Genomic DNA, 13,018 nt, shown 5'->3' on the forward strand with positions numbered 1-13,018 from the left:
TTTGTGTCAGATGGTTTTGTGGTGGCTGTGCCGGCCTCATCGCTGGCAAGCCAGCTCCCACAGGTTTCCGAGGTGTGAACGGGATTTCAATCTCAATCGAAATCCCTGTGGGAGCTGGCTTGCCAGCGATAGCCATCTGTCAGACGCCGCAGTATTCCCCTGTCAGAAACCCAAACCACCCAACCAATAATTATCGATCTCCCGCGCAAGCCATTTCCCGCTGTTACCGCCTGCCTTCCACGTAACCGAATGTGTAACCGCCCGCGTCAAACCGGGGCGAAGGGAAACGCATCGCCCCGTTTTAGAGCCTCAAAATCCCCGCTGAAAAATAAGACCCAACGCTGCGCTTGCCGGATTAGAAGGGTTTGCGAATAATAGGCCCGCAATTTGCAGCATAGATCGGTTCACTGTCTTTCGCTCTTGCATGAATTTGCAAGGCTGTCAATGCGCTCAAGCGGGTTTCTCTGTGCATCTGTAATTAGTTGTCGCATTGAAGAAATATCGGCTTCGGGCCTGTCGTTAGAATGCCGATCACTCGCTCATCGTGGCTGACGTTGAAACCCCTGAAGGTTTCAATGGGAAATTTCCCACCGATGCTGCGCCGCTTTCCCGATTCACCCATTCGCATATTGGGCTGTCGCTCACTCTGCCGTTTTTGCCCTTTACCGATGGAGTCCCAAGATGAAGAAACTTGTGCTGCTTGGCGCCCTGGCACTGTCCGTGCTGTCGCTGAATTCCTTCGCTGATGAAAAACCTCTGAAGATCGGTATCGAAGCGGCTTACCCTCCGTTCGCTTCCAAAGCGCCGGATGGCAGCATCGTTGGTTTCGACTACGACATCGGCAATGCCCTGTGTGAAGAAATGAAGGTCAAGTGCCAGTGGGTCGAGCAAGAGTTCGACGGTCTGATTCCGGCACTCAAAGTGCGCAAGATCGACGCGATCCTGTCGTCCATGTCGATCACCGAAGACCGCAAGAAATCCGTGGACTTCACCAACAAGTACTACAACACCCCGGCCCGTCTGGTCATGAAGCAGGGCACCGTTGTCAGCGACAACCTGTCTGAGCTCAAGGGCAAGAACATCGGCGTGCAACGTGGTTCGATCCACGAGCGTTTCGCCCGCGAAGTCCTGGCCCCGCTGGGTGCCGAGATCAAGCCATACGGTTCGCAGAACGAAATCTACCTCGACGTGGCCGCCGGTCGCCTCGACGGTACCGTGGCGGACGCCACCCTGCTGCAGGACGGCTTCCTGAACACTGACTCCGGCAAAGGCTTCGCCTTCGTCGGCCCGCAGTTCACCGACGTCAAGTACTTCGGCGACGGCGTAGGCATTGCGGTGCGCAAGGGCGACGCGCTGAAAGACAAGATCAACGCGGCGATCGCGGCTATCCGTGAAAACGGTAAATACAAAGCTATCCAGGACAAGTACTTCGCCTTCGATATCTACGGCAAGTAACACGTCTCTGCGACAAGTCAGAAATGGCGCAAGCAACAGGATCTCTGCGGTTTGCGCCATTTTTTCATCCCAACTTTCGAGGACCTGAATCATGTTGAAAGGCTACGGGGCTGTAATCCTCGATGGCGCATGGCTGACGCTTCAGCTCGCCTTGTCGTCCATGGCCCTGGCCATCGTTCTCGGGCTGATCGGGGTCGCGTTGCGCCTGTCGCCGATTCGCTGGCTGGCGTGGCTGGGCGATCTGTATTCCACGGTGATTCGCGGGATTCCCGACCTGGTGCTGATCCTGCTGATCTTCTACGGCGGTCAGGACCTGCTCAACCGCGTCGCGCCGATGCTTGGCTATGACGACTACATCGACCTGAACCCGCTGGCCGCCGGTATCGGCACCCTCGGTTTCATCTTCGGTGCCTACCTGTCGGAAACCTTCCGTGGTGCGTTTATGGCGATCCCCAAGGGCCAGGCCGAAGCGGGCATGGCGTACGGCATGAGCAGTTTTCAGGTGTTTTTCCGGGTGATGGTGCCGCAAATGATTCGCCTGGCGATTCCCGGCTTCACCAACAACTGGCTGGTGCTGACCAAGGCCACCGCGCTGATTTCGGTGGTCGGTCTGCAAGACATGATGTTCAAGGCCAAGCAGGCGGCAGATGCCACCCGCGAGCCTTTCACCTTCTTCCTCGCAGTGGCGGCGATGTACCTGGTGATCACCAGTGTCTCGTTGCTGGCGCTGCGTCACCTTGAGAAGCGCTACTCGGTAGGCGTAAGGGCGGCTGATCTATGATCTTCGACTACAACGTCATTTGGGAGGCCATGCCGCTGTACCTCGGCGGCCTGCTGACCACTCTGAAACTGCTCGCGCTGTCGCTGTTGTTCGGTCTGCTGGCGGCACTGCCGCTGGGCCTGATGCGCGTTTCCAAGAACGCCGCGGTCAACGGCATTGCCTGGCTTTATACCTACGTGATTCGCGGTACGCCGATGCTGGTGCAGCTGTTCTTGATCTACTACGGTCTGGCGCAATTCGAAGCAGTGCGTGAAAGCTTCATGTGGCCATGGCTGTCCAGCGCGACGTTCTGTGCGTGCCTGGCCTTCGCGATCAACACCAGCGCCTACACCGCCGAAATCATCGCCGGCAGCCTCAAGGCCACGCCGAACGGCGAGATCGAAGCCGCCAAGGCGATGGGCATGTCGCGCTTCAAGATGTACAAGCGCATCCTGTTGCCATCTGCCTTGCGTCGGGCGCTGCCGCAATACAGCAACGAAGTGATCATGATGCTGCAGACCACCAGTCTGGCGTCCATCGTGACCCTGATCGACATCACCGGCGCGGCCCGTACCGTCAACGCGCAGTACTACCTGCCGTTCGAGGCGTACATCACCGCCGGCCTGTTCTACCTGTGCCTGACCTTCATTCTGGTGAAGCTGTTCAAGCTGGCCGAGCGTCGCTGGCTGAGCTACCTGGCCCCGCGGAAGCACTGATATGGAACGCATCGACCACGTATTGCCGTGGAGCCATCTGGGCAGCGAGCGCAAGATTTCGGTCTTCCGCTTCGGTCAGGGCGAGCGCAAGGCCTACATTCAGGCCAGCCTGCACGCTGACGAACTGCCGGGCATGCGCACTGCCTGGGAGCTGAAAAAGCGCCTTGGCGAACTCGAAGCCCAAGGCCTGCTCAACGGCGTGATCGAGCTGGTGCCGGTCGCCAACCCGCTGGGCCTCGGCCAATTGCTGCAAGGCAATCATCAGGGGCGTTTCGAGGCGGGCAGCGGCAAGAATTTCAACCGCGATTTCGTCGAGCTGAGCGCGCCGGTTGCAGCGGCGCTGGCCGAGCATCTCGGTGACGATCCGCACGCCAACATTCGCCTGATCCGTCAGGCCATGGCTGAACATCTGGCGGCATTGCCCGAGGCGAGCAGCCAGTTGCAAGGCATGCAGCGCGTGTTGCTCAGCCATGCCTGCACCGCCGATGTGGTGCTGGACCTGCACTGCGATGCCGAAGCCGCGCTGCACATGTATGCACTGCCGCAGCACTGGCCGCAGTGGCGGTCGCTGGCTGCGCACCTGAATGTGAAGGTCGGTTTGCTGGCGGAAGACTCTGGTGGCAGCTCCTTCGATGAAGCGTGCTCGTTGCCGTGGCTGCGTTTGTCGCGGCAGTTCCCGGACGCGCAGATTCCGCTGGCGTGCCTGGCGACGACTGTCGAGCTGGGCGGTCAGGCCAATACCGACCGCGCCGATGCACTGGCCTGGGCCGAAGGCATTCTGGCGTTCCTCGCCGAGCAAGGCCTGATCACTGGCGAGTGGCCAAAGCCGGCCAATGAACCGTGCGAAGGCATGCCGTTCGAAGGCACTGAATTACTGTTGGCGCCGCACCCCGGTGTGGTGAGTTTTCTGCGTAAACCCGGCGAGTGGGTTGAAGCCGGGGATGAGATTTTCGAAGTGATCGATCCTGTGTCCGATCGGGTCAGCACGGTGTGTGCTGGTACCTCCGGGGTGCTGTTTGCCATTGAACGGCTGCGCTATGCCCAACCCGGTTTCTGGCTGGCCAAGGTGGCGGGGCGCGAAGCGCTGCGTCACGGGCGCTTGCTCAACGACTGACTGACTGTTTTTGTGAGAACCGACCGCATGTACAAACTTGAAGTCCAAGACCTGCATAAACGCTATGGCAGTCACGAAGTGCTCAAGGGCGTGTCCCTGAAAGCGGCAGCCGGCGATGTGATCAGCATCATCGGCTCCAGTGGCTCCGGCAAAAGTACTTTCCTGCGCTGCATCAACCTGCTTGAGCAGCCGCACGCGGGCAAGATCCTGCTCAACAACGAAGAGCTGAAACTGGTGGCCAACAAGGACGGCGCGCTGAAAGCCGCTGATCCGAAACAGCTGCAGCGCATGCGTTCGCGCCTGTCGATGGTGTTCCAGCACTTCAACCTGTGGTCGCACATGACCGCGCTGGAAAACATCATGGAAGCGCCGGTCCACGTGCTGGGCGTGTCCAAGGCCGAAGCTCGCGAGAAAGCCGAGCACTACCTGAACAAGGTTGGCGTGGCCCATCGCAAAGACGCGTTCCCGGGGCACATGTCTGGCGGCGAGCAGCAGCGTGTGGCGATTGCCCGTGCGCTGGCGATGGAGCCGGAAGTGATGCTGTTCGACGAACCGACGTCGGCGCTCGATCCGGAACTGGTGGGCGACGTTCTGAAGGTCATGCAAGCGCTGGCCCAGGAAGGTCGCACCATGGTCGTGGTTACGCACGAAATGGGCTTCGCCCGTGAAGTGTCGAATCAGTTGGTGTTCCTGCACAAAGGTGTGGTGGAAGAGAGCGGCAACCCGCGCGAAGTGCTGGTCAATCCGCAATCCGAGCGCTTGCAGCAGTTCCTCTCGGGCAGCCTCAAGTAATCGCTGCCGTTATGCACCAAATTAGGTCATGCTTCGCGACCTAGAGATCGACTCCAATCCCTGTGGGAGCTGGCTTGCCAGCGAAAGCGTTGGGCCAGATTGCCTATCTGGTGCAGACACACCGCCATCGCTGGCAAGCCAGCTCCCACAGTGGATCGGTGCAGGTTTCGAGATTTGCGTTCATTTACGGGCTAGCATTGGCCCATGCCTTCATCACCGTTCTTCGTTTCGGATTGCCCGCCCATGACTGCCCATCGAATTGGTTTCCTGATTTGGCCCAGCACTAAAGCTCTGACGCTGGCGCTGGCGGAGGAGGCCTTGCGTGTTGCTCAGCGGGTGCATCCGGAGGTGGTTTACGAACTGTCGTTCCTGCAGGCTGAAGCCAGTCCTGAAGCGGCGGCCGATGGAGCCTGGCAACTGCCCGGCGAAGCCTGGACCGGCAAGCTGGAAAACTTCCAGAAACTGTTCCTGCTCGCCGACGAGCCGCCGACCACCCTGGCCCCGGCCCTCAGCAGCGCGCTCAAGCAACTGGTGCGTGCCGGTTGCGTGATCGGTGGTCTGTCGGCCGGTGTGTATCCGCTGGCGCAACTCGGTCTGCTCGACGGTTATCGTGCAGCCGTGCACTGGCGCTGGCAGGACGATTTCGCTGAACGTTTCCCGAAAGTCATCGCCACCAGTCACCTGTTCGACTGGGATCGCGATCGCCTGACCGCGTGTGGCGGCATGTCGGTGCTCGATCTGCTGCTGGCGGTGCTGGCCCGTGATCATGGGGCCGAGCTGGCTGGTGCGGTGTCCGAAGAACTGGTGGTCGAGCGCATCCGCGAGGGTGGTGAACGCCAGCGCATTCCGCTGCAGAACCGCCTCGGTTCCAGCCATCCGAAGCTCACCCAAGCGGTGTTGCTGATGGAAGCCAACATCGAAGAGCCGTTGACCACCGACGAAATCGCCCAGCACGTGTGCGTGTCCCGTCGCCAGTTGGAGCGGATCTTCAAGCAATACCTCAACCGCGTGCCGAGCCAGTACTACCTGGAATTGCGCCTGAACAAGGCCCGGCAGATGCTGATGCAGACCAGCAAGTCGATCATCCAGATCGGCTTGTCCTGCGGTTTCTCTTCCGGGCCGCATTTCTCCAGTGCCTACCGCAATTTCTTCGGCGCGACGCCGCGGGAAGATCGCAACCAGCGGCGCAGCAGCAGTCCTTTCGAACTGTCGTCGGTGCCGCCAGAGCGCGGTTGATGCGCGTCCTGTTCAGGGGCGGGCCGAGTGTTTCGTAGCGTCGACCCTGGCCTCTTTCATCTCGCCTTCGTGGGTGTATCGGGTTGCCCGGTTGTTTCGGCGCTTGGGCGATCGCCTGCGCTGGAAAAGCCCGCCCGGTAAAAACGGCTCTTCAGGGTGATGTGCGGTACATATATACCGCACTCGCCAATTCGTTCTCGGGTACAAATCAGCAAGCTGCCGCAAACGGCTGCGGCCAGTTAAACTGCGCCTTTGCGACGCTATATGTCGCATTGCCGTAAACCCGGGAAAATCCGGGGTTTGCGCTATAAGAAGTTGTCGCTTGGCGACAAGGCCGGGCTGAAAACTGTCCTTACAATCCCCCCATCGCTCGCCAGTTTCAGGCGGGTGTTCCTCTTCAGGAGACTCCGATGTCCGTTGAGCACGCTGCGGTAGAACGCGCCGATTTCGACCAGGTAATGGTTCCCAACTACGCGCCTGCCGCTTTTATTCCGGTGCGTGGCGCCGGTTCCCGCGTCTGGGACCAGAGCGGCCGCGAGCTGATCGACTTCGCCGGCGGGATTGCCGTTAACGTATTGGGCCATGCGCATCCGGCGCTGGTCGGTGCGCTGACCGAACAGGCGAACAAGCTGTGGCACGTGTCCAACGTGTTCACCAACGAGCCGGCCCTGCGCCTGGCGCACAAGCTGATCGACGCCACGTTCGCCGAGCGCGTGTTCTTCTGCAACTCCGGCGCCGAAGCCAACGAGGCTGCCTTCAAGCTGGCCCGTCGCGTGGCGTTCGACCGTTTCGGCAGCGAGAAGTACGAGATCATCGCTGCGCTCAACAGCTTCCACGGCCGTACCCTGTTCACCGTCAACGTCGGTGGCCAGTCGAAGTACTCCGACGGTTTCGGTCCGAAAATCACCGGCATCACCCATGTCCCTTACAACGATCTGGCCGCGCTGAAAGCGGCGGTGTCCGACAAGACCTGTGCGGTCGTGCTCGAACCGATCCAGGGCGAGGGCGGTGTACTGCCGGCGGAACTGGCTTATCTGCAAGGTGCCCGTGAACTGTGCGACGCGCACAACGCGCTGCTGGTGTTCGACGAAGTGCAGACCGGCATGGGCCGTACCGGCCACCTGTTCGCCTACCAGCATTACGGCGTGACCCCGGACATCCTGACCAGCGCCAAGAGCCTGGGCGGCGGTTTCCCGATCGCCGCGATGCTGACCACCGAAGCGCTGGCCAAGCATCTGGTGGTCGGCACCCACGGCACCACTTACGGCGGCAACCCGCTGGCATGTTCGGTAGCCGAAGCGGTGATCGACGTGATCAACACCCCCGAGGTGCTGAACGGCGTCAACGCCAAGCACGACAAATTCAAGACCCGCCTGCAGCAGATCGGCGAGAAGTACGGCCTGTTCACTCAGGTGCGTGGCCTCGGTCTGTTGATCGGTTGCGTGCTGAGCGATGCCTGGAAAGGCAAGGCCAAGGACATCTTCAACGCCGCTGAAAAAGAAGGCCTGATGATTCTGCAGGCCGGCCCGGACGTGATTCGTTTTGCCCCGAGCCTGGTGGTGGAAGACGCCGATATCGACGCCGGCCTCGACCGCTTCGAACGCGCCGCCGCCGCACTGACGCAAGCCTGATAGATCCTTCGACGCCCGAGTATTTCGGGCGTCGAACCCAATTTTGATACCGGGCAATATCAAATGTGGGAGCGGGCTTGTGGTGAGGGGATTTATCCCCGATGGGCTGCGCAGCAGCCCCAAGCTTTTTGAGGGCCGCTACGCGCCCCATCGGGGATAAATCCCCTCACCACAAAAGCCCGCTTCCACAGTATCCGGTGTTTTTTTCAGTAAATTTTTATAAGAGAAAGGAGTGACACCATGCTGGTGATGCGCCCTGCGCAAATGGCTGATCTGGGCGAGGTACAGCGTCTGGCTGCGGATAGCCCGATTGGTGTCACTTCCTTGCCGGATGACGTTGAACGTCTGAGCGACAAGATCGCCGCAAGCGAAGCCTCGTTTGCTGCCGAAGTGAGTTTCAACGGCGAGGAGAGCTACTTCTTCGTTCTTGAAGACACCGCCACCGGCAAACTGGTCGGCTGCTCGGCCATTGTCGCCTCGGCCGGCTACTCGGAGCCGTTCTACAGCTTCCGCAACGAGACCTTTGTCCACGCTTCCCGCGAGCTGAAGATCCACAACAAGATCCACGTGCTTTCGCAATGCCACGACCTGACCGGCAACAGCTTGCTGACCAGTTTCTACGTGCAGCGTGAGCTGGTGGGGTCGCCGTGGGCCGAGCTCAACTCCCGTGGTCGCCTGCTGTTCGTTGCCAGCCACCCGGAGCGTTTCGCCGATTCGGTGGTGACCGAGATCGTCGGCTACAGCGACGAGAACGGCGACTCGCCATTCTGGGATGCAATCGGTCGCAACTTCTTCGACCTCAACTACGCCGAGGCCGAGCGCCTGTGTGGCCTGAAGAGTCGCACGTTCCTCGCCGAACTGATGCCGCATTACCCGATCTACGTGCCGCTGTTGCCGGATTCCGCGCAAGAAGCGATGGGCCAGGTGCACCCGCGTGCGCAGATCACCTTCGACATCCTGATGCGCGAAGGCTTCGAAACCGATCACTACATCGACATTTTCGACGGTGGCCCGACCCTGCATGCGCGTGTTTCGGGGATCCGTTCGATCGCCCAGAGCCGTGTGGTGCCGGTGAAGATCGGCGAGCCGGTCAAAGGTGCCGGGCGCCAGTATCTGGTGGCCAACGCGCAGTTGCAGGATTACCGCGCGGTGCTGCTGGAACTCGATTACGCGCCGGGCAAACCGGTGACCCTGGATCTGGAAGCAGCCGAAGCCCTGGGCGTCGGTGAAGGTGCCAGCGTGCGCCTGGTGGCGGTTTAACGCCTTAGCGAGTTTCACGGGTGGCGAAGGCGGCCCGTTTGAGGAGATAGCATGATTGTTCGTCCCGTACGCAGCAGCGATTTATCCGCGCTGATCGACCTGGCCCGCAGCACCGGCACCGGCCTGACCACGTTGCCGGCCAACGAAGAACGCTTGACCCACCGGGTCGGCTGGGCCGAGAAGACCTTTCGCGGCGAAGCCGGTCGTGGCGACGCGGACTACCTGTTCGTGCTCGAAGACGACAACGGTCGCGTGGTGGGGATTTCCGCCATCGCCGGCGCGGTCGGTCTGCGTGAGCCGTGGTACAACTTCCGCGTCGGCCTGACCGTCAGCGCCTCGCAAGAGCTGAACATTTATCGCGAGATTCCGACGCTGTTCCTGGCCAACGACCTGACCGGCAACTCCGAGCTGTGCTCGCTGTTCCTGCACGCCGATTACCGCACCGGCCTGAACGGCCGCATGCTGTCCAAGGCACGCATGCTGTTCATCGCCGAGTTTCCGGAACTGTTCGGCAACAAGATCATCGCCGAGATGCGCGGCGTCTCCGATGAAGCCGGTCGTTCGCCGTTCTGGGAAAGCCTGGGTCGGCACTTCTTCAAGATGGAATTCAGCCAGGCCGACTACCTGACCGGCGTCGGTAACAAGGCGTTCATCGCCGAACTGATGCCGAAATTCCCGCTGTACACCTGCTTTCTGTCGCCGGATGCGCGCAACGTCATCGGTCAGGTGCACCCGGACACCGAGCCGGCGCTGGCGATGCTCAAGGGCGAAGGTTTCAGCTATCAGGGCTACGTCGATATCTTCGATGCCGGCCCGGCCATCGAGTGCGAAACCAGCAAGATCCGCGCAGTCCGCGACAGCGAAGCGCTGGTGCTGGCGATCGGTACGCCGGGCGAAGACGCCACGCCGTTCATCATCCATAACCGCAAACGCGAAGACTGCCGCATCACGGCTGCCCCGGCCCGTCTGGCCGCCGGCACGCTGGTGGTCGATCCGCTGACCGCCAAACGTCTTCAACTCAGCGCCGGCGATCAAGTGCGCGCCGTGGCGTTGTCTGCTGCTCGGGAGTCGAAATAATGAATTCGCTATACATCGCAGGTGAATGGCTGGCCGGTCAGGGCGAAGCCTTCCAGTCGCTGAACCCGGTGACCCAGCAAGTGCTGTGGTCGGGGGAGGGCGCCAGCGCCGCTCAGGTCGAGTCCGCCGTGCAGGCGGCGCGTCAGGCCTTTCCGGGTTGGGCGCGGCGTTCGCTGGATGAGCGCATCAGCGTCCTCGAAGCCTTTGCCGCCGCCCTGAAAAACCACAGCGACGAACTGGCCCGCACCATCGGTGAGGAAACCGGCAAGCCCCTGTGGGAAACCGCGACCGAAGTCACCAGCATGGTCAACAAGATTGCGATCTCGGTGCAGAGCTATCGCGAACGTACCGGCGAGAAGAGCGGCCCGCTGGGCGACGCCACCGCCGTGTTGCGCCACAAGCCGCACGGTGTGGTGGCGGTGTTCGGCCCTTACAACTTCCCGGGCCACTTGCCGAACGGCCACATCGTGCCGGCGCTGCTGGCCGGTAACAGCGTGCTGTTCAAGCCAAGCGAGCTGACGCCGAAAGTCGCCGAGCTGACGGTCAAGTGCTGGATCGAAGCCGGTCTGCCGGCCGGCGTGTTGAACCTGCTGCAAGGCGCTCGCGAAACCGGTATCGCCCTGGCGGCGAACCCGGGCATCGACGGTCTGTTCTTCACCGGCTCGAGCCGTACCGGCAATCACCTGCACCAGCAGTTTGCCGGGCGTCCGGACAAGATCCTCGCGCTGGAAATGGGCGGCAACAATCCGCTGGTGGTCGATCAGGTCGCTGATCTGGACGCAGCCGTTTACACGATCATTCAGTCGGCCTTCATCTCCGCCGGCCAGCGCTGCACGTGTGCGCGTCGTCTGCTGGTGCCGCAAGGCGCGTGGGGCGACAGCCTGCTCAAGCGTCTGGTTGATGTCAGCGCGACCCTCGAAGTCGGTGCGTTCGATCAACAGCCGGCGCCGTTCATGGGCTCGGTGATTTCCCTTGGCGCGGCGAAAGCGCTGATGGATGCCCAGCAACATCTGCTGGCCAATGGCGCGGTGTCGCTGCTGGCGATGACGCAGCCGCAAGCGCAATCGGCCTTGCTGACCCCGGGCATTCTTGATGTGACCGCGGTGGCCGAGCGTCCGGATGAAGAATTGTTCGGCCCGTTGCTGCAAGTGATCCGCTACGCCGATTTCGCTGCGGCGATCGCTGAGGCCAACGACACCGCTTATGGCCTGGCGGCTGGCTTGCTGTCGGATTCCGAAGATCGTTATCAGCAGTTCTGGCTGGAAAGCCGCGCCGGTATCGTCAACTGGAACAAACAGCTGACCGGTGCCGCGAGCAGCGCGCCGTTCGGCGGTGTCGGCGCTTCGGGCAACCATCGCGCCAGTGCCTACTACGCGGCGGATTACTGCGCGTACCCGGTGGCCTCGCTGGAAACCCCGAGCCTGACGTTGCCGGCGACCCTGACGCCTGGCGTGAAAATGGTGTGATGCCTATTCGCGAGCAAGCTCGCTCCCACAAGGGCGATGAGATCCTGTGGGAGCGAGCTTGCTCGCGAAGGCCGCGACGCGGTCGCACTGAACAGTTAGTTACTGAAGCCTATAACAACAGATTCTCGTGGAGCCTCGCTGATGAAATCCTATGAAGTCAATTTTGACGGTCTAGTGGGGCCGACCCATAACTACGGCGGTCTGTCCTACGGCAACGTCGCGTCCCAGAGCAACAGCCAGCAGTCCTCGAACCCGAAGGAAGCGGCGCTGCAAGGCCTGGCGAAAATGAAAGCGCTGATGGAAATGGGCTTTCAGCAAGGCGTGCTGGCGCCGCAGGAGCGTCCGGACGTGGCCGCATTGCGCCGCCTGGGTTTCAGCGGCACCGACGCGCAAGTGATCGAGCGCGCCGCCAAAGAAGCCATGCCGTTGCTGGTTGCCAGTTGCTCGGCGTCGAGCATGTGGGTGGCGAATGCCGCCACCGTCAGCCCGAGTGCCGACACCGCTGACGGTCGCGTGCACTTCACCGCCGCCAACCTCAACTGCAAATACCACCGCAGTATCGAACACCCGACCACCAGCCGCGTGCTGGGTGCGATGTTCGCCGATCAACAGCACTTCGCCCACCACGCCGCGTTGCCGGCGGTGGCGCAATTCGGTGACGAAGGCGCGGCCAACCACACGCGTTTCTGCCGTGAGTACGGCGAGGCCGGTGTCGAGTTTTTCGTGTTCGGGCGCAGTGCGTTCGACACCCGTTACCCGGCGCCGCAAAAGTACCCGGCGCGCCAGACGCTGGAAGCGTCGCAAGCGGTGGCGCGTCTGCACGGTCTGCGTGACGAGGGCGTGGTCTACGCGCAGCAAAACCCGGCGGTGATCGACCAGGGCGTATTCCACAATGACGTGATCGCGGTGGGTAACGGCGAGGTGTTGTTCTATCACGAGGACGCGTTCCTCGACACCGAGCAAATGCTGGCCGAGTTGCAGGGCAAACTGGCCAAGGTCGGTGGCCAGTTCCAGTCGGTCTGCGTGCCGCGTTCGGCGGTCACCGTGGATGATGCGGTGCGTTCCTATCTGTTCAACAGCCAGTTGCTGTCGCGTGCGGATGGCTCGATGCTGCTGATCGTGCCGGAAGAGTGCCGTGGCAACGAGCGCGTGTGGAACTACTTGCAGGGGCTGACCAGCTCCGGCGGCCTGATCCGCGAAGTCAAAGTCTTCGACCTCAAGCAAAGCATGCAGAACGGCGGCGGCCCGGCGTGCCTGCGACTGCGCGTCGCGCTCAACGAAACCGAGCTGGCGGCCGTCAACCCAGGGGTTATCATGACCGCACCGTTGTACGGTTCGTTGACCGCATGGGTTGAAAAGCACTACCGCGACCGCTTGAGCGAAACCGATCTGGCGGACCCGCAATTGCTGCTTGAATGCCGGACGGCACTGGATGAACTGACGCAAATCCTTAAACTGGGCGCGGTTTATCCATTCCAGATCAATTGATGGCCGGCGCGTCGCCGAACGCG

General features: G+C 61.4%; 11 protein-coding genes. All 11 read left to right on the forward strand.

The features are described 5' to 3' along the window. Positions 1-681 precede the first annotated feature (681 nt). The 11 genes from L6D63_RS10160 (at position 682) to astB (ending at position 12,995) form a co-directional block, all read left to right on the forward strand. On the forward strand, positions 682-1,455 hold the full coding sequence (locus L6D63_RS10160; protein WP_027612633.1) for an ABC transporter substrate-binding protein: 774 nt from the start codon (positions 682-684) through the stop codon (positions 1,453-1,455). Between the two features lie 91 nt (positions 1,456-1,546). Further along, positions 1,547-2,236 (forward strand): ABC transporter permease, encoded by a 690-nt coding sequence (locus L6D63_RS10165; protein ID WP_003227287.1) that lies wholly within the window; start codon positions 1,547-1,549, stop codon positions 2,234-2,236. Continuing rightward, a complete protein-coding gene (locus tag L6D63_RS10170; RefSeq protein WP_047295854.1) occupies positions 2,233-2,931 on the forward strand; it encodes an ABC transporter permease in 699 nt (232 codons plus the stop codon). The genes L6D63_RS10165 and L6D63_RS10170 overlap by 4 nt, the downstream gene beginning before the upstream one ends. A gap of 1 nt (position 2,932) precedes the next feature. Next, a complete protein-coding gene (locus tag L6D63_RS10175; RefSeq protein ID WP_131671204.1) occupies positions 2,933-4,045 on the forward strand; it encodes a M14 family metallopeptidase in 1,113 nt (370 codons plus the stop codon). A 27-nt stretch (positions 4,046-4,072) separates the two neighbouring features. Next, entirely contained in the window at positions 4,073-4,837 is a 765-nt protein-coding gene (locus tag L6D63_RS10180) for an ABC transporter ATP-binding protein (RefSeq protein ID WP_003227281.1), read from the forward strand. Positions 4,838-5,080: 243 nt separating this feature from the next. Then, positions 5,081-6,073: a transcriptional regulator ArgR gene (gene argR, locus L6D63_RS10185; protein WP_179294966.1), complete on the forward strand. Its 993-nt coding sequence runs from the start codon at positions 5,081-5,083 to the stop codon at positions 6,071-6,073. A 410-nt stretch (positions 6,074-6,483) separates the two neighbouring features. Beyond that, a complete protein-coding gene (locus L6D63_RS10190) occupies positions 6,484-7,704 on the forward strand; it encodes an aspartate aminotransferase family protein (protein WP_047295848.1) in 1,221 nt (406 codons plus the stop codon). A 240-nt stretch (positions 7,705-7,944) separates the two neighbouring features. Next, the gene (aruF, locus tag L6D63_RS10195; RefSeq protein ID WP_025112905.1) at positions 7,945-8,964 is read left to right on the forward strand and encodes an arginine/ornithine succinyltransferase subunit alpha; all 1,020 of its coding nucleotides are present in this window, start codon (positions 7,945-7,947) and stop codon (positions 8,962-8,964) included. A 51-nt stretch (positions 8,965-9,015) separates the two neighbouring features. Continuing rightward, the gene (astA, locus tag L6D63_RS10200) at positions 9,016-10,041 is read left to right on the forward strand and encodes an arginine N-succinyltransferase (protein WP_131671205.1); all 1,026 of its coding nucleotides are present in this window, start codon (positions 9,016-9,018) and stop codon (positions 10,039-10,041) included. Then, positions 10,038-11,507, forward strand: coding sequence for a succinylglutamate-semialdehyde dehydrogenase (gene astD, locus L6D63_RS10205; RefSeq protein WP_236170323.1), 1,470 nt, complete (start codon positions 10,038-10,040; stop codon positions 11,505-11,507). The genes astA and astD overlap by 4 nt, the downstream gene beginning before the upstream one ends. A 141-nt stretch (positions 11,508-11,648) precedes the next feature. After that, positions 11,649-12,995, forward strand: coding sequence for an N-succinylarginine dihydrolase (gene astB / locus L6D63_RS10210; protein ID WP_131671207.1), 1,347 nt, complete (start codon positions 11,649-11,651; stop codon positions 12,993-12,995). The last annotated feature ends 23 nt before the right edge of the window (positions 12,996-13,018 follow it).

Origin of the sequence: Pseudomonas parakoreensis, assembly GCF_021602155.1 — a bacterium.
Taxonomy (GTDB): domain Bacteria; phylum Pseudomonadota; class Gammaproteobacteria; order Pseudomonadales; family Pseudomonadaceae; genus Aquipseudomonas; species Aquipseudomonas parakoreensis.

What these genes read in the sequence shown, in the direction of transcription:
- aruF (WP_025112905.1), top strand. Translation starts at nt 7,945, where the DNA reads ATGCTGGTGATGCGCCCTGCGCAAATGGCTGATCTGGGCGAGGTACAG.
- L6D63_RS10190 (WP_047295848.1), top strand. Translation starts at nt 6,484, where the DNA reads ATGTCCGTTGAGCACGCTGCGGTAGAACGCGCCGATTTCGACCAGGTA.
- argR (WP_179294966.1), top strand. Translation starts at nt 5,081, where the DNA reads ATGACTGCCCATCGAATTGGTTTCCTGATTTGGCCCAGCACTAAAGCT.
- astA (WP_131671205.1), top strand. Translation starts at nt 9,016, where the DNA reads ATGATTGTTCGTCCCGTACGCAGCAGCGATTTATCCGCGCTGATCGAC.
- L6D63_RS10170 (WP_047295854.1), top strand. Translation starts at nt 2,233, where the DNA reads ATGATCTTCGACTACAACGTCATTTGGGAGGCCATGCCGCTGTACCTC.
- L6D63_RS10160 (WP_027612633.1), top strand. Translation starts at nt 682, where the DNA reads ATGAAGAAACTTGTGCTGCTTGGCGCCCTGGCACTGTCCGTGCTGTCG.
- astB (WP_131671207.1), top strand. Translation starts at nt 11,649, where the DNA reads ATGAAATCCTATGAAGTCAATTTTGACGGTCTAGTGGGGCCGACCCAT.
- L6D63_RS10180 (WP_003227281.1), top strand. Translation starts at nt 4,073, where the DNA reads ATGTACAAACTTGAAGTCCAAGACCTGCATAAACGCTATGGCAGTCAC.
- L6D63_RS10175 (WP_131671204.1), top strand. Translation starts at nt 2,933, where the DNA reads ATGGAACGCATCGACCACGTATTGCCGTGGAGCCATCTGGGCAGCGAG.
- L6D63_RS10165 (WP_003227287.1), top strand. Translation starts at nt 1,547, where the DNA reads ATGTTGAAAGGCTACGGGGCTGTAATCCTCGATGGCGCATGGCTGACG.